We start from the raw sequence: 20800 nt of genomic DNA, 5'->3' as shown, positions 1-20800 counted from the left end.
GAGCCTGCGCATGCGCGCGGGCCTCAACAGGAGTACCTCATGACACAACGTAAAGGCATCATTTTGGCGGGCGGGTCAGGCACGCGCCTGTATCCGATCACCAAAGGCGTCAGCAAGCAGCTGTTGCCGGTGTACGACAAGCCGATGATTTACTACCCGCTGAGCGTGCTGATGCTTGCGGGCATTCGGGACATTCTGATCATCAACACGCCGCATGAGCAGACGCTGTTTCAATCGCTGTTGGGCGATGGCTCGCAGTGGGGCGTCAATATCCAGTACGCCGTGCAACCCAGCCCGGACGGGTTGGCACAGGCCTATCTGATCGGACGCGACTTCGTAGACGGCAAGCCGAGTTGCCTGGTGCTGGGCGACAATATTTTCCATGGGCATGGTCTGACCGAGACCTTGCGCCGCGCCGATGTGCGCGAGCAGGGCGCAACGGTGTTCGGTTATTGGGTCAACGATCCGGAGCGCTACGGTGTTGCCGAATTCGATCAGCAGGGCAAGGTCATCGACATTGCCGAAAAGCCGGAAAAGCCGCGTTCCAACTATGCGGTCACCGGCTTGTATTTCTATGATGGCAAGGCCAGCGACTATGCGGCTGCCTTGAAGCCGTCGCCGCGCGGCGAATTGGAAATCACCGATCTCAATCGTTGCTATCTCGATGCCGGCGACTTGCATCTTGAGCCGCTGGGGCGCGGATACGCGTGGCTGGATACGGGCACGCATCAGTCTTTGCACGAAGCGGCCAATTTCATCGAGACCATCCAGATGCGTCAGGGTCTACAGGTGTGCTGCCCGGAGGAAATCGCATTTGGGAAGGGCTGGATCGATGCTGCGCAGCTGGAACGCCTGGCCGCGCCACTGCTGAAAAACGACTACGGAAAATATTTGAATGCATTAGCCAAGCGCGGGGTTGTCCCTTGAAAGTGATCGAAACAACGTTGCCCGGCTGCGTCGTCATCGAGCCTGCAGTCTTTGGCGATGAGCGCGGTTATTTCTTCGAAACATGGAATGCGGAGCGTTTCGGACAGCACGGCCTACCGACAAATTTTGTGCAGAGTAACGTCTCAACATCTGCCAGGGGCGTACTACGCGGTCTGCACTATCAGTGGCCTCGCCCGCAGGGCAAATTGGTGAGCGTGCTTGAAGGCGAGGTCTACGACGTTGCAGTGGACATCCGCAGTGGATCTCCTCACTTCGGGCACTGGACCGCAGTCTTGCTGAGTGCAGAAAACCGACGTCAAGTCTGGATACCTGAAGGCTTTGCGCATGGCTTCGCGGTGCTTTCGGAGAAAGCATTGTTCAGCTATCTGTGCACCGACGTGTACGTCAAGGAGGCTGATGCTGGCGTGCGCTGGAACGACGCGGAGATCGGGATCGATTGGCCGATCAGCGATCCATTGCTGTCCGCCAAAGATGCCAACGCACCGTTCCTTAGCGAAGTGCCCGTCGATCGCTTGCCGGTGTATACGCCGTGACCACGTTGGTCTTCGGTGCAAACGGGCAGGTCGGGACGGAACTGCTGCGTACACTGGCGGCCAATGGCGCGGTGCAGGCAACGACACGCAGCGGCCGGTTGCCTGATGGCAGCGCGTGCGAGACGGCGGACTTCGACGCACCGGAAGCTTTGCCAGCCTTGCTGGACCGGATTGCCCCGTCGCGGGTGGTCAATGCTGCAGCCTACACGGCAGTAGATCGCGCCGAGCAGGATCGCGATAGCGCCATGCGGGCGAATGCGCTATCGCCTGGCGTCATTGCGGCATGGTGTGCTGCCCGTAACGTGCCGTTGGTGCACTACTCGACTGATTACGTCTTCGACGGCCAGGGCAGCGCCCCCTATCTGGAGGATGCGCAGACCTCGCCGCTAGGCGTGTATGGCGAAACCAAGCTTGCTGGCGAGGAGGCCATCCGCGCCTCCGGTGCGCAGCATCTGATCCTACGCACGGCCTGGGTGTACGCCTCGCATGGCGCCAATTTCCTGCGCACGATGTTGCGTGTCGGCGCCGAGCGCGATGAGCTGCGCGTGGTGGCCGATCAGATCGGAACGCCGACGCCGGCGGCATTGATCGCCGATGTCACCGCGCAGTTGCTGCGCCAACGCACACCCGACACCTCGGGCACATGGCACCTCACGGCTGCAGGACAGACCAGCTGGCATGGCTTTGCCGAGGCGATCTTCCAACAAGCTGTCGGAGCAGGATTGCTGTCGCGTGCGCCGCGCGTGGTGCCGATCACGACCGCCGACTACCCGACGCCCGCAAGGCGGCCGGCCTATTCGCGGCTGTCGATCGACAAACTGCAGCGCGATTTCGACCTTGTGTTGCCGGACTGGCGAGTCGGCCTGCAGCGCGTGATTGCCGAAATCGCTGCTGCCAAACAGTAAAGTCGCGATGCTGGTTGGTGGCAACATCCGCGCCGACCAACACAATCCGCAAACACAAACAGCCGGGAATCCCGGCTGTTTGTTTATGTATTGCAGAATCCCGAAAGCGACCGATTAGGTGCGCCCGTAGGTATCTTCGAAACGCACGATGTCGTCTTCGCCCAGATAGCTGCCGGACTGCACTTCGATCAGTTCCAGCGGCAATTTGCCTGGATTGCGCAGGCGATGGGTCACGCCAAGCGGAATATAGGTACTCTGGTTCTCGGTGAGCAGCAGCACCTCTTCGCCACGCGTGACTTCTGCGGTGCCGCTGACGACGATCCAGTGCTCGGCGCGGTGGTGATGCATCTGCAGACTGAGCACGGCACCGGGCTTGACGGTGATGCGCTTGACCTGGTGACGGTGGCCCATGTCGATCGAATCGTAAGCACCCCACGGACGATAGACCTTGCGATGCCAGGTCGCCTCGGAGCGACCGTCGGCCTTGATCCGGCCGACCACATCCTTCACTTCCTGGATGCGATCGCGGTGACCGACCAGAACGGCGTCTGGCGTCTCCACCACAACCACGTCCTCCAGACCGACCATGGCAATCAGGCGCGAGCCATACGCATAGGTGTTCTTGCAATCGAGTTGGATGACATCGCCATGATGCGCATTGCCCTGGCCATCCTGCTCGGAGACGTCCAGCAGCGAGGACCATGAGCCAACGTCATTCCAGCCGGCATCCAGCGGCACGACGACCGCATCGGCAGTCTTTTCCATCACCGCATAGTCGATCGAATCCGACGGGCTGGAGGCGAACGCATCCTTGTCCAGACGGGTGAAGTCGGCATCGCGCTTGCCGCCTTCCCACGCCTTCTGACACGCGTCGGCGATGGCGGGATGGAATTTGCGCAGTTCTTCCAGATAGCGCGAGGCACGGAACAGGAACATGCCGCTGTTCCAGTAATACTCGCCGCTGGCCAGATAGCCTTGCGCGGTAGCCAGGTCGGGCTTTTCGACGAAGCGTTCGACCGCGGTGGCGCCGGTACCGGCACCGGCCTTGATGTAGCCATAGCCGGTTTCAGGCGCGGTCGGCTTGATGCCGAAGGTGACCAGCTTGCCCTGTTCTGCGGCAGCTGCCGCGACGGTCACGGCAGCCTGGAAGGCAGCCTCGTCACGAATCACATGATCGGACGGCAGCACCAGCAACAGCGGATCGCCGCCGTTACGGGTGGCTTCCAATGCAGCGACGGCAATTGCCGGCGCAGTGTTGCGGCCCTTGGGCTCAAGCAGGATGGCAGACGGCTTCACACCCAGCTGCTGCAGCTGCTCGGCGGCCATGAAGCGATGTTCTTCATTGGCCACCACGATGGGTGCATGCGCCGCTACTGGAGCGGAACGCAGCCAAGTGGCCTGCAGCATGCTGTGCTCGCCGACCAGCGGCAGGAACTGCTTCGGGTACGATTCGCGCGACAACGGCCAAAGGCGCGTGCCGGAACCGCCGGACAGGATAATCGGAAGGACGTCGCTCATGAGCGGGGGAAACTCCAGTGCGTCAAAGTGGGGGATGATGGTAAATCAGCCGCGTAGCAGATCGGAAATCTCCTGCGTACGCGTTTCCAGCAGTGCGGCATCGCCGCGGGTTTCCACGTTCAGACGCAGCAGTGGTTCGGTGTTGGAACTACGCAGGTTGAAACGCCACTGGCCGAAGTCCGCGCTGATGCCATCGGTGTAATCCAGCTCGGGTGACAGCGACGCGTAATGCTCCATCACGCGCGCAACTGCGGCCTTGGCATCTTCCACCTTGAAGTTGATCTCGCCGCTGCAAGGGAACTTCTGCATGCGTGCTTCGACCAGATCTGCCAGCGAACGACCGGACTGCGACACCAGCTCGGCAATCAACAGCCACGGAATCATGCCGGAGTCGGCGTAGGCGAACTCGCGGAAATAATGGTGCGCGCTCATTTCGCCGCCGTAGACGGCGTTTTCGCTGCGCATCTTTTCCTTGATGAAGGCATGCCCGCTCTTGCACAGCACCGGAATGCCGCCGCTGTCTTCGACCATCTCCACGGTGTTCCAGGTCAGGCGCGGGTCGTGCACGACCTTGCCGCCCGGCTGCTTGGCCAGGATTGCCTGCGCTAGCAGGCCGACCAGGTAATAGCCTTCGATGAAGCGGCCGCTGTGGTCGAAGAAGAAGCAACGATCGAAGTCGCCATCCCATGCAATACCGAAATCGGCGCCGTGTTCCTGCACCGCCTTGGCGGTGGCAGCGCGGTTTTCCGGCAGCAACGGGTTGGGAATGCCGTTGGGGAAGTTGCCATCGGGTTCGTGGAAGACGCGCACGAATTCGAAGGGAAGATGCGGTGCGAGCAGATCGACGATCAGACCGGCGCCACCGTTGCCGGCGTTGACCACCAGCTTGAGCGGCTTGAGCGTGCTGCGGTCCACGTAGCTGAGCAGGTGCTCCAGATAGGCGGTCTTGTCGGTACGGCTCTGTTCGCTCGCAGTGGGCTCACCCGGTGCGGCGGTATCGGCGGCGACAGTGTCGCGAATCGCGAACAGGCCGGTATCTGAGCTTATCGGTCGCGCCTGCTCGCGTACCAGCTTCATGCCGTTGTAGTCCATCGGGTTATGGCTGGCGGTGACCATCACGCCACCGGCGGCCTTGAGGTAGTCGGTCTGAAAATAGACTTCCTCGGTGCCGCACAAGCCGATATCGATCACCTCGCGGCCGCTGGCGCGCAGGCCGGCCGAGAGCGCTTCCTGCAAGCCGGGGCTGGCCAGGCGCACGTCATGGCCCAGGACCACCGGCCCTTGATCCAGCTGCGCCGCCAGCGCCACGCCGATGCGGCGAGCCAAGTCCTCGTTGAGTTCATCCGGCACGCGGCCGCGAATATCGTAGGCCTTGAAGGCGGGTAGCGTCATGGGCAATTCCTGGGGTGGGGGACATCCGAGTTTAGCGGCTGCGCCGTGTCTTGGGTGTGGCGGAATTGCGAACGGGGACAGGGAACAGTCAGCGGCTAGAATGGTCGCTTCACATCAGCGAGGCGAGGGCGGTGATGCGCAATAGTGGACGTGGTAAGGCAAGCGGCAAACGCTATGCTGATGCCAAGGCGGCGCTGGACGGGGTGCTGGCCGACGGCCAGACCCTGGCGGTGGGCGGCTTTGGCTTGTGCGGAATCCCCGAAGCGCTGATCGCGGCAGTGCGCGAAAGCGGAGTCGGCGGGCTGACCGTGATTTCCAATAACGCCGGAGTCGATGGATTTGGGCTTGGCCAATTATTAGCCACCCGGCAAATCCGCAAGATGATTTCGTCCTACGTGGGCGAGAACAAGGAATTCGAACGCCAGTATCTGGCCGGTGAACTGGAACTGGAGTTCAACCCGCAAGGCACGCTGGCCGAGCGTTTGCGTGCAGGTGGTGCGGGAATCCCGGCGTTCTACACAGCGACCGGCTACGGCACCATCGTCGCTGAGGGCAAGGAAACCCGCGAATTCGACGGCAAGCATTACGTGCTGGAGACCGCGCTGCAGGCCGATGTGGCCTTGGTCAAGGCATGGCGTGCGGATACCGCCGGCAACCTGGTGTTTCGCAAGACCGCGCGTAATTTCAATCCCGCCTGCGCAATGGCCGGTCGCGTCTGCATTGCCGAGGTCGAGGAGATCGTGGCGTTGGGCGCGATCGATCCGGACCAGGTGCATCTGCCCGGCATCTATGTCGACCGCCTGGTGCTCAACGCCACGCCGGAAAAACGCATCGAACAGCGCACCGTGCGCGAAGGACAGCACTGATGGCCTGGACCAGAGATCAGATGGCCGCGCGTGCGGCGCGCGAATTGACCGATGGCGCCTACGTCAATCTGGGCATCGGCCTGCCGACACTGGTGGCCAATCACATTCCCGATGGCGTGGACGTGTGGCTGCAATCGGAGAACGGCCTGCTCGGTATCGGCCCGTTTCCCACCGAAGACGACGTGGATGCGGACCTGATCAATGCCGGCAAGCAGACCGTCACCGCGCGCGCTGGCGCCAGCTATTTCGGTAGCCACGACTCGTTCGCGATGATCCGCGGCGGGCACATCGATCTGGCGATTCTCGGTGCGATGCAGGTCACCGAGCGCGGCGATCTGGCCAACTGGATGGTGCCCGGCAAGATGGTTAAGGGTATGGGCGGCGCAATGGACCTGGTGGCCGGGGTCAAGCGCGTGGTGGTGCTGATGGAACACGTGGCCAAGGACGGCAGCCACAAGATCCTGCCCGAGTGCGACTTGCCGTTGACCGGCGTGGGCGTGGTCGATCGCATCATCACCGACCTGGCAGTCTTCGATGTGACCGACGGCGGGCTGGTGCTGGTGGAGGCGGCAGATGGGGTGGATCTGGAGGAGTTGCGCCATAAGACCGGTGTGGCAATCCTGACGCCTCAACCGTGAGGCAAGGCCGGATGGTCGTCAGGTCATCCGGCCCGGACCGATCCGCGTCCAGTGAAGCGATCGTCCAGTTGCAGCTCTGCCAGCCACGGTGCCTGCCAGCGTCCGGAGCCGACGCACTGCAGCGGGATCTGGACCGAGGCTCGATCGAAGTCCAGCAGGTAGCTTTCGTCCTGCGCAACCTGACAAACGTCTGCAATGAATGCTAACGCACCTTCATGCACCTGCGCGATCGTCGCCCATTGCGCTGGCGATAGCTCCGGACTGGCGTAGACCGCAGTCGGAACCTCGGTGGTGCCTGTGAAGTAGGAAAACTGCGGCGAAGGAGCGGTGAGAAGTGTTTCCAGAAGCAGATCGTGGCGCAGGATCGTGGATTGCTCCGGATCACCCTCGGTACGGCCATCAAAATAGCGGGCGGCGGCCCAACTCTGGGCAGTGATCTTTGTGGCGCGCCCGTTCAATGCAAAATAGGCGCCACCCAGCGGATGCCCAGTCAATCTTGCAAGGTTGGCCTGGATGGTGCCTGAGTAACCTATATCGGCCACCATGGCTGCACCGTTACCTGCGGTCGCTCTCCAGTAATGCAGGTAGGCCGTCCTTTCAGTTTCGGCAAGCGCCAGCAGTTCATCTATTGCTGGAGCTATCAGCTCTAGAAGTTCGGCGTGCATCTCCGGCAGGTAGACATCGCGTTGCATGACCGACTGGCCTAACCGGCGCTCCAGAATATGTGCCGCGGCATCTCCCAGGCGGGCCTGCACCATGTTGCCCAGCGTCCCGGTGTAGGTACTGTCCAGCAGCAATGCAAGATCGTCCGGCGTGTGTAGCGAGGGTGTTCCGGTTCCCCGCCGCGATGCGAGCAGATACTTGCCATGAAGCTGGTCAAGCGCCGGGGACGTTTGTTTCACGAGCTGAAAACCCTGCTCCAGCAGGTAGCCTTCTCGGCTCAAAAATAAAATCGTTTCGATGTTGGTTTGCTTCGCCATGCGGACCAGCCAAGCGAGATAATCGAAGATCAACGGGCCGATGACTATGTAGCCAAGACTTGCCGGGGAGAGTGTCGGCAACGGCATCAATGTTTCCGGCTGCCGGTCGGCAAGATCGGCGAACCGATTAGCCAGCAAGCCAAGCCATAACTGGTCCTGCCACCGCGTTGCCGCACCCAACGGTGGCCGAAGCGGGCGCAATGCAGGAACCACATCCAGTAACGCAGATGGGCGAAGCACATGCACTGGAGTCAGTAATTTGTGCATCTGTGGACGCTGGATATCGCCGTGTTCGTTATCGCCGACATGCAGCCACTGCGAGGTGTCGATTTTTTCAATGTTTGGCAGCTTCTTCCAGGCACTGTCAGCATCTTTGCGCCAACCCGTCTCGCAGGAGACATACCAGGCCGCTGGCAGCGCGCTGGCCTCGGGCGGCAGGATCTGCTGCAGCAATGTGCTATCCAGATACATGTCCGACAGCGCAACCAGGCGGGTGCCGCGTTGCTGCAACTGTGTAGCTGCTGCGATCACAGCCCGACGTGGTTGTAGCAGTCTGGCTTCCAGCGCCACTTCCAATGCCTGGAGGGCGCCGATTGGGAGTCCTTCCGCATCAGGTAGGCCAGACAGGGTGTTGTAGATGCTCGATAGATCGACATCGGCGCCACGTTGATGGCGTGCCTTGGACTCAGCAAGGTCGCGTAGTTCAAGAAAGTTCTCGACCCCGAATTTGCATGCTACTAAGTGGGCAAGATAGGCGCGAGCACCCGCCGGAAACAGGAACGGTCTCACCACCAAGGTGTCGAAGATGTCCAATGACACCAGTCGAGCTTGAAGAGAGGACAGTGTGAATCGCGTGGCGATCGGCGTTTCGAACGCAGCTTGCCAGTTGCGCCCACCTTCGCCGCTGAGCGCCAGCGTGCCGTCTTGCGGCAAAATGCCGATGCGATACTGCTGGTGCCGCACGATGGCGACGAACATGCGCTCCATTGCGTGGTGCAAGGTGCCATCGATCTGGCCGCGCTCTTCGGGAAAGTCCTTCAGCTCAAGGTTCAGCGCATACAACGGCCGTAGTGCATCCACCTTTGCCCAAAACATCGATCCTGCAGGAAAGTCGATGTACTCCGAGGCGCTGATATCGAATCCGAGACGTTGGGCCAGCGCGCGGCAAACCTCAAAATTACTCAGCCAGGTATGTGCCCATAGCGGCACCCGTTCGTAACTTTCGGGGTAAAGCATGCCAAGGCGCGGCTCGGCCTGAAACATTCCCAGTTGCCAGGCGATGCGCTCCGGGCTCCCCATCAGGGACGAGACCAGGTAGCGGCGCCACTGGCCTTGCTCGCTGCCGGTATACAGGGACTTTTTTGTGTGCAGATGGCCGACAACATCCAATGCCAGGATCTGCTCGCGGAACGTCACCACCAGTGGCGCGATATCACGGCCACGGTTGGACACGATGCGCACATCCAGTTTCTCAACATGCGATAGCTTGGAAAAGCGGGCGCGTGAGTGATCTGCGGCGGCTTCGTCCATCACAGAGACCAGCAGGTCATAGCCAACCGGCATGTGCTGGAGTGACTGTGCGAATTCGTCGATCAGATCAGGATAGAAGACGTGCACCATCACGCCGACTTTTAACTGCAGCTGCGACAAGGGCACAGGCGCGACGAACGGCGCTTGGTCCGACAGGCGTGAAGCCGTTGGCTGCTTGCGTCCGGCCAATCGCACTCGCCCAAGAAATCCGCGTATTCCGAGGGCGCGGATCACTTTGAACGCCCGCATCGCAACTGCAGTTGCGCCGGAGAAACCGCCGCCATGGAGCTCTACCGAGCGACGTGCCGCAGCCACGAGTTTGGAGAGACTGCTAGTCACGCGGCATGCCAGTCGTTGCTCATAGATTCTGGTAGTTCGGCCCGGAACCACCCTCCGGGGTGACCCAGGTGATGATCTCGTAGGGGTCCTTGATGTCGCAGGTCTTGCAGTGCACGCAGTTGGCGGCGTTGATCTGCAGGCGCTTGCCGGAGGGGCTATTGGTATCTGCGACCATTTCGTAGACGTTGGCCGGGCAGAAGCGCGTGCAGGGGTTGTCGTACTCCTGCACGCAGCGGGTGGCGCAGATGTCGGTGTCGAGCACCTTCAGATGCACGGGCTGGTCTTCGTCGTGTTCGGTGGCGGCAAAGTAGACCGCCTGCAGACGATCGCGTGGTGCGAGTTCGCGCGTGCCGTAGTCGCGCTTGGGTTGCTCGTACTCGCCAATCTTGTGCAGTGCCGACCAGTCGGGCTTGTTTTTCAGCGTCCAGGGCGACGCGCCCTTAAGCGCGGTCTCCCAAGCCGCGTTGAGCAGGCCGAACCATAGGCCTTTCTTGAAACCAGGCTTGATATTGCGCACTTCTTTCAACTCGGCCATCGCATCGGAGGCGCGCAGTTTTGCGTCGAAGCCTAGCGGGGCCAGTTGCGATTGCACCAGATGTTCGGCGGCCAGCATGCCGCTGCGGATCGCCTGATGAGTGCCCTTGATCTTGGGCACGTTGAGCAGGCCGGCGGTGTCGCCGATCAGTAATGCGCCCGGCATGTCCACTTTTGGCAGCGATTGCCAGCCGCCGGTGACGATCGCGCGTGCGCCGGCCGAAAGAATGCTGCCGCCTTCCAGCAACGACTTGATCAGCGCGTGGTTCTTCCATTGCTGGAAGGCTTCCCACGGCTGGTATTTGGGGTCGCTATAGTCCAGGCCGCTGACATAGCCGAGTGCGATCTGATTGTTGTCCAGGTGATATAGGAAGCTGCCGCCATAGGTGCGGTTGTCGGCCGGCCAGCCGAGCGTGTGCACGATCTTGCCGGGGCTGACGCGTCCTTCCGGTACCTGCCACAGTTCCTTGATGCCGATCGAATAGCCCTGTGGGTCGGCGTCGGCAGTGAGGTCGAAGCGTTTGAGCAGGCGCTTGGTCAGATGGCCGCGGGCGCCTTCGGCCAGCACGGTCACCTTGGCGCGGATGTCGATGCCGGCGGTGTAACCGGGCTTGTGCGATCCATCCTTGGCCACGCCCATGTCGCCAATGCGCACGCCGATGACCTGGTCGTTGGCGTCGTGCAGGGTTTCGGCGGCGGCAAAGCCTGGGTAGATTTCCACGCCCAGCGCTTCGGCCTGCGGCGCCAGCCAGGCGCACATCGCCCCTAAGCTGACGATGAAGTTGCCGTGGTTGCGCATGCCCGGCGGCACCACCGGGAACTTGCGTGCACTGTCCTTGCCGAGGAACCAGAATTCGTCGTCGGTGGCGGCCACGCAAATCGGCGGCGGGTTGTCGCGCCAGCCGGGCAGCAAGGCATCCAGCGGACCCGGTTCGATCACCGCACCGGAGAGGATATGGGCGCCGATGGTGCTGGATTTTTCGATCACGCACACGCTGATGTTCGGATCGAGCTGCTTGAGCCGGATCGCAAATGCCAGCCCGGCCGGACCGGCGCCGACGGTGACGACGTCGTACTCCATCACGTCGCGCTCGACCGTCTCTGACGCATGTGCGCCGACTCCCGCTTCCGACATTGCTCCGCTCCCGTTGGCTCGATGGCTAACGCGCATTTTCCGGGATTCGATGTGACGGCGGCAAATCGGATCGATTCATCCGTACCGCGCGGCACCGCTCAGCGGACGCGTGCTAGCGTTTGCCGCATGAAGATTCGGGTTGCACTGCCGCAAGCGGAGATCGCCTGGTGTCGCGGCTGGTTACAGGCGGCGCAGGCCGATGTGCTGATGCAGGCGCTCTTGCAGGATGTGCGGTGGGAAGTGCACCGCATCCGGATGTTCGGGCGTCTGGTGGATTCGCCACGCTTGAGTAGCTGGATCGGCGATGCGGAGGCGAGTTATCGCTATTCGGGCACCCGATTTGCGCCGCAGCCGTGGCTGGACGCGCTGCAGCCAGTGCGCACGCGCCTGCAGGATGAAACCGGGCATCCGTTCAACAGCGTGTTGGTCAACCGCTACCGTAGCGGCAACGATGCGATGGGCTGGCACAGCGACGACGAACCGGAGCTGGGGGCGCAGCCGCTGATCGCCTCAGTGAGCCTGGGCGGCACGCGGCGGTTTGCGTTCAAGCATCGCGACGATGCGGCGTTGAAGCAGACGCTGGAGCTGGGCCACGGCGATCTGCTGCTGATGGGCGGCGATACCCAGCGCCATTACAAGCACGCCTTGCCGCGCACCGTAAAGCCAGTCGGCGAGCGCATCAATCTGACCTTTCGGCAGATTGCGATGCGCGTGTCCCAGCGATAAGAGCGGCTAACAAACGTAGCGAGCGCTCGGCCGGCGGGGAGCGCAGTGGTTTCGTTGGCTGGATCTTGTTGGGTGCAGTCAGAAGCCAGGTCAAACGCTGGGTCGGTCGAGGGCGCGGTGCCTCACCGCTTACGGGACACGCCGCAAGTACGTCCATGTAGGCTCGGTGGCGGCATTCATGCCGCCACACGGTCCCGCAATCGGCGAGGACGCCGGACCAGAGAGTTTGTCGGTAGCTGGATGAAAGCCGGTCATCTCGCGACTTGCGTTGGCTTGCGGGCATAGTTCGCAGAACACGATAGCTGGTCAATTAGAAGCACGTCACGCACTGCTTGCAACCGTGCACACCGACCATCTCGATTGGTCCTTGCCCGCCCACCGTCGCGGGACCTTACGCGTAAGAGCTTACAAGGACGTACTTGCAGCGTGTCCCGCGATGGTGGGTGGGCAAGGGCCCTGCAGCCAGGCCACAGATCAGCCGCTCTGCGACAGCCACCAGGCGGGCGCGGCCGGTGCTCGGAATCGGCATGTACCACTCATACACTCCGGTTTCTGCGCGCCCACCTGACGACAGCTCGCTGCGTTTTGTTAGGCGCTCCAGGTCTGTCGCTTCCGCTTACAACGAACGCGGCAGGTTCTGGCTGTCCTGTTGACCGGTGATCAAGGTCCAGCCCACCAGCTCGGTGGTGACCTGCGTCATCGCCTGCTCGAAGGCTGCGGCGACCGTCGCGGTGTCGGTACCCGTGGACGGGCGTGCAACCAGGAAGGTACGCGAGGCCACCACGCGCTGATCGGCGGCGTGCAGCAGTTTGGCGTTGAGTTCGATGGTGGCCGAGGGCAGCGATTGGCCCGCATAGTCCGACTCGAAGCGGCGCAGGTCGATGACCAGCTTGTAGTCGGAGCGGATGCCGGTGCCGATGCGGGCGACCGCCGCGATCTTGCCGGAGTCTTCGAACGCGCGCACCACGCTGTCTTCCAGCATGTCGGTGGCCGGCTGTGCCCAGCCGGCGCCGTGATAGACCTGCAACTCACCCGGGGTGGGGCGCACGTTGATGCGCGGGCTGTCGATCACACGCGCGGCGCTGGGCTTGGCAACCGAGAGTTGCCAGCTGACTTGCGGCCAGGACGGGTTCGGCGTGATCCGCACGGTGGGCGCGTAGATCGTGGCCGGTTTCTGGTCGCCGCCGGTCAGCAGCGAGCAGCCGCCCAGCGCCAGCAACGAGACGCACAACAAGGGACGCAACAGGCGCATGGCAGTCATTTCGGTTCGAACTCCTTGGGTGCGTCGCGGCCGAGCAGGTAGCGCGCAGGGTTGTTGTCCAGTTTGTCGCTGACCCGGCGCAGGTCGCGGATCAGGCCGCGCAATTCGGTCAGTGTCGGTCCGAGCTGGCCGAGGCCATCGTTGGCGAAACTATTGATGGCCGCGCGGTTCTCGCCAAGGATGTTGTCGGCGTTGCCGGCAGCCGAATCCAGCTTGACCAGCGTGGCGTCTAGCTTGGCCAGGATGCCCGGCAGCTGCTGCACCAGGTTCTGGTCCAGCCGCTTGATGGTGCCGTTGGTGGTGGTCAGGGTGGTGTCCAGATTGCGTGCGGCATCGCGCGCGCTGACGATCAGCGCCTGCATGCCTTCGTCGCGATCGGCGATGCCGCCGCTGATCTTTTCCAGGTTCTGCAAGGTGGCGGTGATGCTGGCCACGTTCTTGTCCGAGAGCATCTGGTCCATGCGCTCGACGATGCGGTTGGCGGTGTCGGTGATGTTCTGCAGCGCCGAGGGCGTGGTCTGGATGATCGGCGCGTCGCTCTTGTCGATGGTGGTCAGCGACGGTGCTTCGGGCGTGCCGCCGGAGAGCTGGATGATCGACGGGCCGGTCAGGCTGGTGATGGCCAGCTTGGCGCGCGTATCGCTCTTGATCGGCGTGGTGGAGTTCACCCGCACGTGCGCCACGACCTGGCGCGGGTCGTTCGGCGCCAGCGTCAGCTCGGTGATGGAGCCGACCGCGATGCCGTTGTATTGCACCGGGCTGCCGACCGTCAGGCCGGTCACTGCCTCGCGAAACACCACCCGGTACTGCTGCCAGGTGCGGTCGGAGGAATATTTGGCCGCCCACAGCCCGAACAGCAGCAAGGCCAGGCCTGCCACGATGGTGAAGGCGCCGATCAGGACGTAATTGGCTTTGGTTTCCATGCTCAGGCGGTCTCGGTGGAGTCGGTCTTGGCTGCGCGCGCGGCGCGCGCGCGGGGGCCGTGGAAGTATTCCTGGATCCAGGGGTGGTCGAGCTGTTCGACTTCGGCCAGCGGTGCGTTGGCGATCACCTTGCGATCGGCCAGCACCGCGATGCGGTCGCAGATGGCGTACAGCGTATCCAGGTCGTGGGTGATCAGGAACACGGTCAGGCCCAGCGCCTGCTGCAAGGTCCGGATCAAACGGTCGAAGGCGGCCGCACCGATCGGGTCCAGGCCAGCGGTGGGCTCGTCCAGAAACAGCAGCGGCGGGTCCAGCGCCAACGCGCGCGCCAGGCCGGCGCGCTTGCGCATGCCGCCGGACAATTGCGAAGGCAGCTTGTCCAACGCATCGGCCGGCAGGCCAGCGAGCTTGATCTTCAGCAGTGCCAGTTCGAAATACCAGCGCTCCGGGAACTCGCCGTGATGCTCTTTCAACGGCACCTGCACGTTCTCGCCGACGGTCATCGACGAGAACAGCGCGCCGTCCTGAAACAGCACCCCGGTATTGCGGGTGATGTGCTGGCGGTCGGCGAAACGGCCCGAGCGCGCATCCGCCCCCAGCACCTGGATGCTGCCGGCGTCCGGCTCGCGCAGGCCCAGGATGCTGCGCATCAGTACCGACTTGCCGGTGCCCGAGCCGCCGACCACGCCCAGGATCTCGCCGCGACGCACGTCCAGATCCAGCTCCTCGTGCACGACCTGGCTGCCGAAGCGATTGGTCAGCCCGCGCACCGAGATCGCCAACTGGTCGTCGTCGGCGTCGGTCTCTGTGCCGGGATTGGGGAGTGGGGATTCGGGATTGGTCACAGCACGGCTCTCCCGAGTGTCAAAGCGCCAGCTGCGCTTGTGCCTTGCACGAATCGCGAATCCCGAATGTTGAATCCCGGTCTCATCACCACCCCATCTTCATGAACCACAGCGCGGCAATCGCGTCGAGGATGATGACCAAGGAAATCGTCTGCACCACCGAGGAGGTGGTGCGCTCGCCAACCGACTGCGCGGTGCCGCTGACCTTCAAGCCTTCCAGACAGCCGATCAGGCCGATCACCAGCGCAAACAGCGGCGCCTTCGACAGCCCGACCAGGAAATGCCGCAACTGGATGGTGTCGTGCATGCGCGCCAGGTACATCTGCGGCGGAATATCCAGATCGAACGCGCCCACCGTCACACCACCGGCCAGGCCGGCGATCATCGCGATGAAGGTCAGCAGCGGCAGGGTGAAGATCAGCGCCAGCAGGCGTGGGATCACCAGCAGGTCGATCGGGTCCAGGCCCAGGGTGCGGATGGCATCCACTTCCTCGCGCGATTTCATTGCACCGATCTGCGCGGTAAAGGCGCTGGCGGTACGCCCGGCCAGGACAATCGCGGTCAGCAGCACCGCGAATTCGCGCAGGAAGGCGATGGAGACCAGCTCCACCACATAAATTTCTGCGCCGAAGTCGCGCAGGATGGTCGAGCCCAGGAACGCGATCACCGCGCCCACCAGGTACGACAGCAGCACCACCAACGGCACCGCATCCAGGCCGACCTGTTCCATGTGGTGCACGGTGGAGGTCAGGCGGAAGCGGCGCGGCTCGTGGATCAGCCGCGCGATCTTGACCAGGTTCTCGCCCAGAAAGCTGTTCAGCTCCAGAATGCCCTGGCCCACGCCATGCGTGGTGCGGCCCAGACGGTCCAGCGCGGCGACAAAGCCGTAATCACGCTTGGGTTTGGGGCGCTCGTCGTTGAGTTCTTCGATGGTGCACACCAGGGCCTGGTGCTCATCGCGGAAATCGATCGCGTCTTCCTTCAAGCCCATGCGGCTGGCGAAGCGCAGCAACTGCAGCACGCCGGCCGAATCCAGTTGCGCGATGCCGCGCGCGTCGATGCGACGAATGCCATCGGGCACGGCCTGCAGCAGTTCTGCCTGCGGCAATGCGGTCGCCAGGACCCAACTGCCGGCAAGGCGGACCTGTGCGTGATCCTGCGAGTCTTGTTCGATGCGTGGAGGTTGCGGTTTGATCATGGGTGGCCTGTCCGTGGCGCCAGCATACCGCGCCCGGCGTGAGCGAATGTTGGGGACGCTTCGCACCTGCGGCTCCGGCGTGGGCGATCGGGGCGCCGGCCACGCGCACTGCGGCATACACTGGCGGCCTCGCCAGACGGCGTTTCTCCGATCCGACCCGCTACGCATGTCCGCCGCCACCCTTGTCCAACCGTCCGCCAGCGCCACCTACGCGCAGCGCGTCGCCTTCGTTTCGGAAATCGCCGGGCGCCTGCATACCTACGGCACCACCGCGCAGCGGCTGGAGGCCGCGGTGGTCGGGCTGTCGCAGAAGCTGGGGCTGGACTGCGAGCCCTGGTCCAATCCCACCGGGATTATCTTGAGCTTCAGCGACCCGACCAAGTCGATCGGCTCCAGCGACATCACCCGGGTGATCCGGCTGGCCCCGGGCGAGAACGATCTGTACAAACTCAGCGTGGCCGATTACATCGCCGACAGCGTGGCCAATGGACGCATGAGCATCGCGCAGGGGCACACAGCGCTGCGCCGGCTGGACCGCGAGGTCGACCGGCGTGGCAAGACCATGCAGGTGCTGGCCTTCGGGCTGGCTGCAGCCGGCGTGGCCGGGCTGTGGAAATTGCCCTGGCTGGATATCGCCACCGCTGGCGCGATCGGTATGTCGATCGGGCTGCTGACCCAATACACCGATAAACGCCCGGCCACCAAAGAGGCCGGAGAAGCATTGGCCGGCTTGCTGGCCGGGGTGGTGGCGACGGTGGTCGGCTCGCTGCTTGGCCCGTTGAATCTCAATACGGTGATCATCGCCTCGCTGGTGGTGCTGCTGCCCGGCATGTCGCTGACCAATGCCTTCAACGAGCTGGCCAGCCAGCACTGGGTCTCAGGAACCGCGCGCCTGGCCGGCGCGGTGACCACGGTGCTCAAGCTCACCGTCGGTGCGGTGATCGCCGTGACGCTGACGCAGCTGGTCGGCTTGCAGCCACAGCTCGCCGCGGTGCGTCCGCAGGCCAGTTGGGTGGAATGGGCTTCGCTGCTGGTGGCCGCTTATGCGTTTGCAGTGTTGTTCAAAGCCAGTCGACGCGATTATCCCTGGATCATGGCCGCAGCCATGTCCGGTTATGTCATTGCGCGTTATGCGGGGCATGCCTGGGGCGGCCCGGCCGGCGTATTCGCCTCGGCCATGGCATTGACTGCCGCCGGTAATCTATTCGGGCGGGTGGTGCAAAGACCCGGTGCATTGATTCGTTTGCCGGGCATCATCATGCTGGTTCCAGGTAGTACCAGCCTGCGCGGATTTCTCACCCTGGTGCAGCAACAGGATGTCAGTGTCGGGCAAGCGGCACTATTGGCAGTGACCAATATCGTGATGGCATTGATGGCCGGATTGCTATTCGGCAATCTGTTGATTCCGGCCCGCAAGAATTTATGAGGCGCAGGAAACGCGCGCAATAAAAACGCCGGCAATGCCGGCGTTTTTATTGGTTTGAATCAAGCGGCCTTGGACTTCTTGGTGGCGCGCTTGGTGACAACTTTACGTGCCGAGGTCTTCTTGGCCGGGGTCTTCTTGGCGCCGACCTTGCTGATCAGAAAGTCTTCGACTTTCTTGCCGGCGGCGGTCAATTCGGCCAGCCAGCGCGGCTGCTTGCCACGGCCGGTCCAGGCTTCCTGGGGATTGGCCGGGTTGCGATACTTCGGCGGCACCTTGCCCAGCTTGCGGCCGGCGCGCGGGCCCGGCTTGGCAGCGGCAGCCGGACGACCCGGACCAGCGCTGGCAGTGGCGGAAGCGCCAAACAATTCTTCAATGGAATAACCATGCGCTTTCGCGGCGCGGGTCAGCTGGGTGCGGACCTTTGCGATCGGGGTGCGCTTGGCAACCACCGTCTGCTGCTTCTTCGCATTCTTGATCAGTGCACCCAACTGCTTGGCCGACAGGCCGCTAAGATCGATCGACATCACTACTCCGGAAAATGAGAGAGAAAAGAATGCCGGTCCGTGGCAGCGCTGGCCATCATAATGTCAGAAAACCCGCGTGACAAATGCGCCGAAATAATTCGGCGCCTTGTGTTCATCTGTTTGAAGCGGGTTCGGGGTGTTTGATCAACGTTCCAGGCGGGAGAATAACCCGGCCTTATCCAGGTTTTCTGCTGCCTCGGCGGTGCGCGCGCGATATTCAAATGTGCCGGCCGCCAATCCGCGTTCTGAGACCACCACCCGATGCGGAATGCCCAATAGTTCCATATCGGCAAACATGGCGCCCGGACGCAAACCGCGATCGTCCAGTGCGGCTTCGATCCCGGCGGCGATCAATTCGTCCAACAGCGCGCCGGCTGCGGCAATCACCTGTGGGTCCTGTTTCGGGTTGATCACGCACACCACCACCTGCCATGGCGCCATCGGTGCGGGCCAGATGATGCCGGCCTCGTCGTGGTTCTGTTCGATCGCCGCAGCCACGATGCGCGAAATCCCGATGCCGTAGCAGCCCATCTTCATCACCGCGACCTTGCCGTTCTCGTCGATCACGGTGGCCTGCAACGCCTGCGCGTACTGGCTGCCGAGCTGGAACACATGGCCCACTTCGATGCCACGGGCCAGCCGCAGCTCGCCGCCATCGGCCGCACGTTCGCCTTCGATGACGTTGCGCACATCGGCCACGGTGTCCGGCTCGGGCAGGTCGCGGCCCCAGTTGACGCCTGCCAGATGCGCGCCGGACACATTGGCGCCGACCACGAAATCGGCCAGGGCTGCGACATCGCGATCGGCCACCACGCGCACCGGGCGCGCGGTATTCACCGGGCCCAGAAAACCCGGCTCGCAGCCGAGGTGGTCGCGGATTTCGGCCTCATTGGCCATCCGGTAACCGGCCAGCCCGGCGACCTTGCCCAGCTTGATCTCGTTGACCGCGTGGTCACCACGCACCAGCACCAGCACAAAGCCGGCCTCGGTCATCACCGCCACCGACTTGACCGTGCGCTGTAGCGCGATGCCCAGCAGCTGGGCGACGTCTTCGCAGGTTTTCTGGGTGGGCGTTGCGACCTGGCGCATCGCCTCGCCAGCCTCGGCGCGCGGGGCGGGCAGGGCGGCGCTGGCAGTTTCCACGTTGGCGGCGTAATCGGAAGCCGTGGAGAACGCCAGCGAGTCTTCGCCGGAGGCGGCGATGACGTGGAATTCCTGCGAGGCGTCACCGCCGATGGCGCCGGAATCGGCCTGCACGGCGCGGAATTCCAGCCCCAGGCGGGTGAAGATGCGGGTGTAGGCCGCGCGCATGTTGTCGTACTCGCGCGCCATGTCCTCGTCGGTGAGATGGAACGAGTAAGCGTCCTTCATCAGGAATTCGCGCGCACGCATCACCCCGAAGCGCGGGCGGATTTCATCGCGGAACTTGGTCTGGATCTGATAGAAGTTCAGCGGCAGCTGCTTGTAGCTGTTGATCTCCTGGCGCGCGAACTCGGCCGCGGCTTCCTCCGCGGTGGGGCTGTAGCAGAACTCCTGTTCCTTGCGGTCCTTGATCTTGAGCAACTGCCCGCCGAACTTTTCCCAACGGCCGGTGGCGTCCCACAACTCGCGCGGCTGGATGGTGGGGAACAGCACTTCCACCGCTCCGGCGCGGTTCATCTCTTCGCGCACGATGGCCTCGACCTTGCGCAACACGCGCAGGCCCAGCGGCGACCAGGTGTACAGCCCGGAGGCCAGCTTGCGGATCATGCCCGCGCGCAGCATCAGACGGTGGCTGACCAGCTCGGCGTCGGCCGGGGTTTCCTTGGTGGTGTGCAGGTGAAACTGGGAAAGACGCATCGGGCTTCGCTTGGGCGGAAAGCCCATAGTTTGCCAGTGTCGCGCCCTGGCGGTCATCGGCGAGGGCGCTGCCCCGTCTCGGCAGGGCTGGAAAGACCGGTACGTGATCGGTCTGGCCAAGCGCCATTCACCCAAACACGGGTGGCCGGCGTTCTGACACGGCCAGTACTGAAATCGGCGTGTGCCCTGCGTAGACGGCGGTTGGTGCGCAGTGTCCACCCAGCAGAGGGGCCGCCATGTGTTTTGGACTTCAGGTGGCCGGGCCGCCGCTGGTCGGTGCCGGCTTGCAATAAGCCTTGGCGGCCGCTTCGGCGAGGTTGCGCTGTGCGGTGCGAGCGTCCGGGTCCAGCGGGGTGCCGGGCTTGCCGTCGGCGCCAGCGCCCATGGTCACCTCGCCCTTGCCGCTGAGCAGCTCCAGGTTGCGACGTGCGGTGAGGCAATCGGCCGATTCGGGTGCGGCGGTTTCCGGCGCGGCGATGGCGGCGGTGCCGCTGCGGGCGTCGATCCGGCGCGATTCGTAACGCTGGCCGGACGGCGGCGGGGTTTCGGTGTAGTGGGTCACGCCCTTGGCGTCCTTCCACTTATAGAGATCGGTCGCGCCGGCGCCGGCGCTGACCAGCATCAACAGGGCGCAAAGCCCGGACGACAGCTGCATGTGGCTTCCCCTGGATGATTCCCGCGGCGATTGCAGCATCCGCGGCCTGCGCTGGCAAGTGATGCCGCCCGGCGTATGCGTCAAG

At 63.2% G+C, this 20800-nt stretch carries 18 protein-coding genes and 1 other RNA gene; 8 read left to right on the top strand and 11 right to left on the bottom strand.

All coding sequences use genetic code 11. From position 1 onward, the window contains the following. Window positions 1-39: 39 nt before the first annotated feature. From rfbA to rfbD, 3 genes are read left to right on the top strand one after another with little or no spacing between them, the layout of a single operon-like run. Window positions 40-927 (top strand): glucose-1-phosphate thymidylyltransferase RfbA, encoded by an 888-nt coding sequence (gene rfbA, locus AC1PLU_RS19175; RefSeq protein ID WP_481093566.1) that lies wholly within the window; start codon window positions 40-42, stop codon window positions 925-927. Next, window positions 924-1481: a dTDP-4-dehydrorhamnose 3,5-epimerase gene (rfbC, locus tag AC1PLU_RS19170; RefSeq protein WP_176341604.1), complete on the top strand. Its 558-nt coding sequence runs from the start codon at window positions 924-926 to the stop codon at window positions 1479-1481. Before rfbA ends, rfbC begins: the two co-directional genes overlap by 4 nt. Further along, window positions 1478-2386, top strand: coding sequence for a dTDP-4-dehydrorhamnose reductase (gene rfbD / locus AC1PLU_RS19165; protein WP_481093565.1), 909 nt, complete (start codon window positions 1478-1480; stop codon window positions 2384-2386). Before rfbC ends, rfbD begins: the two co-directional genes overlap by 4 nt. Window positions 2387-2500: 114 nt before the next feature. Here rfbD and AC1PLU_RS19160 read toward each other — a convergent pair whose 3' ends face one another. Together AC1PLU_RS19160 and AC1PLU_RS19155 are read right to left on the bottom strand one after the other, a co-directional pair. Continuing rightward, the gene (locus AC1PLU_RS19160; protein ID WP_006449670.1) at window positions 2501-3904 is read right to left on the bottom strand and encodes a mannose-1-phosphate guanylyltransferase/mannose-6-phosphate isomerase; all 1404 of its coding nucleotides are present in this window, start codon (window positions 3902-3904) and stop codon (window positions 2501-2503) included. A gap of 45 nt (window positions 3905-3949) precedes the next feature. Further along, window positions 3950-5296, bottom strand: coding sequence for a phosphohexomutase domain-containing protein (locus AC1PLU_RS19155; RefSeq protein WP_481093564.1), 1347 nt, complete (start codon window positions 5294-5296; stop codon window positions 3950-3952). A gap of 134 nt (window positions 5297-5430) precedes the next feature. On the opposite strand from AC1PLU_RS19155, the gene AC1PLU_RS19150 reads away from it, so the two are divergent. Then, window positions 5431-6162: a CoA transferase subunit A gene (locus AC1PLU_RS19150; protein WP_481093563.1), complete on the top strand. Its 732-nt coding sequence runs from the start codon at window positions 5431-5433 to the stop codon at window positions 6160-6162. Beyond that, window positions 6162-6800, top strand: coding sequence for a CoA transferase subunit B (locus AC1PLU_RS19145; RefSeq protein ID WP_176341599.1), 639 nt, complete (start codon window positions 6162-6164; stop codon window positions 6798-6800). The genes AC1PLU_RS19150 and AC1PLU_RS19145 overlap by 1 nt, the downstream gene beginning before the upstream one ends. Before the next feature lie 23 nt (window positions 6801-6823). Here AC1PLU_RS19145 and AC1PLU_RS19140 read toward each other — a convergent pair whose 3' ends face one another. Further along, entirely contained in the window at window positions 6824-9559 is a 2736-nt protein-coding gene (locus AC1PLU_RS19140; protein WP_481108557.1) for a rhamnan synthesis F family protein, read from the bottom strand. Between the two features lie 109 nt (window positions 9560-9668). Continuing rightward, window positions 9669-11318: an electron transfer flavoprotein-ubiquinone oxidoreductase gene (locus AC1PLU_RS19135; RefSeq protein WP_481093562.1), complete on the bottom strand. Its 1650-nt coding sequence runs from the start codon at window positions 11316-11318 to the stop codon at window positions 9669-9671. 126 nt (window positions 11319-11444) lie between these two features. Between AC1PLU_RS19135 and AC1PLU_RS19130 the strand changes: the two genes are divergently transcribed. Next, window positions 11445-12044, top strand: a complete 600-nt coding sequence (locus AC1PLU_RS19130; protein WP_481093561.1) for an alpha-ketoglutarate-dependent dioxygenase AlkB family protein — start codon at window positions 11445-11447, stop codon at window positions 12042-12044. 527 nt (window positions 12045-12571) lie between these two features. Beyond that, window positions 12572-12638, top strand: a non-coding RNA gene (locus tag AC1PLU_RS19125) — sX9 sRNA. A 22-nt stretch (window positions 12639-12660) separates the two neighbouring features. Here AC1PLU_RS19125 and AC1PLU_RS19120 read toward each other — a convergent pair. The 4 genes from AC1PLU_RS19120 to AC1PLU_RS19105 all read right to left on the bottom strand — a co-directional run bounded on the left by AC1PLU_RS19120 (window position 12661) and on the right by AC1PLU_RS19105 (window position 16388). After that, window positions 12661-13305, bottom strand: coding sequence for an ABC-type transport auxiliary lipoprotein family protein (locus AC1PLU_RS19120; RefSeq protein WP_023902523.1), 645 nt, complete (start codon window positions 13303-13305; stop codon window positions 12661-12663). Continuing rightward, window positions 13302-14228, bottom strand: coding sequence for an MlaD family protein (locus tag AC1PLU_RS19115; RefSeq protein WP_023902524.1), 927 nt, complete (start codon window positions 14226-14228; stop codon window positions 13302-13304). Before AC1PLU_RS19115 ends, AC1PLU_RS19120 begins: the two co-directional genes overlap by 4 nt. Before the next feature lie 2 nt (window positions 14229-14230). Beyond that, a complete protein-coding gene (locus AC1PLU_RS19110; protein WP_481093560.1) occupies window positions 14231-15073 on the bottom strand; it encodes an ABC transporter ATP-binding protein in 843 nt (280 codons plus the stop codon). A gap of 85 nt (window positions 15074-15158) precedes the next feature. Beyond that, window positions 15159-16388: an MlaE family ABC transporter permease gene (locus tag AC1PLU_RS19105; protein WP_183086899.1), complete on the bottom strand. Its 1230-nt coding sequence runs from the start codon at window positions 16386-16388 to the stop codon at window positions 15159-15161. Window positions 16389-16437: 49 nt separating this feature from the next. Between AC1PLU_RS19105 and AC1PLU_RS19100 the strand changes: the two genes are divergently transcribed. Further along, window positions 16438-17697, top strand: a complete 1260-nt coding sequence (locus AC1PLU_RS19100) for a threonine/serine exporter family protein (protein WP_043888908.1) — start codon at window positions 16438-16440, stop codon at window positions 17695-17697. A gap of 59 nt (window positions 17698-17756) precedes the next feature. Here the strand turns inward: AC1PLU_RS19100 and AC1PLU_RS19095 are convergent, their stop codons facing one another. The 3 genes from AC1PLU_RS19095 to AC1PLU_RS19085 form a co-directional block, all read right to left on the bottom strand. Then, window positions 17757-18221, bottom strand: a complete 465-nt coding sequence (locus AC1PLU_RS19095; protein WP_023902528.1) for an H-NS histone family protein — start codon at window positions 18219-18221, stop codon at window positions 17757-17759. 144 nt (window positions 18222-18365) lie between these two features. Next, window positions 18366-20060, bottom strand: a complete 1695-nt coding sequence (locus tag AC1PLU_RS19090) for a proline--tRNA ligase (protein WP_168957139.1) — start codon at window positions 20058-20060, stop codon at window positions 18366-18368. A 250-nt stretch (window positions 20061-20310) separates the two neighbouring features. Further along, the gene (locus AC1PLU_RS19085; RefSeq protein WP_023902530.1) at window positions 20311-20715 is read right to left on the bottom strand and encodes a DUF4124 domain-containing protein; all 405 of its coding nucleotides are present in this window, start codon (window positions 20713-20715) and stop codon (window positions 20311-20313) included. Window positions 20716-20800: the final 85 nt, after the last annotated feature.

This window comes from Xanthomonas sp. NCPPB 2933 (assembly GCF_056725225.1).
The sequence above is the reverse complement of the archived record's forward strand: the minus strand, read 5'-3'. Positions and strand labels throughout refer to the sequence as shown.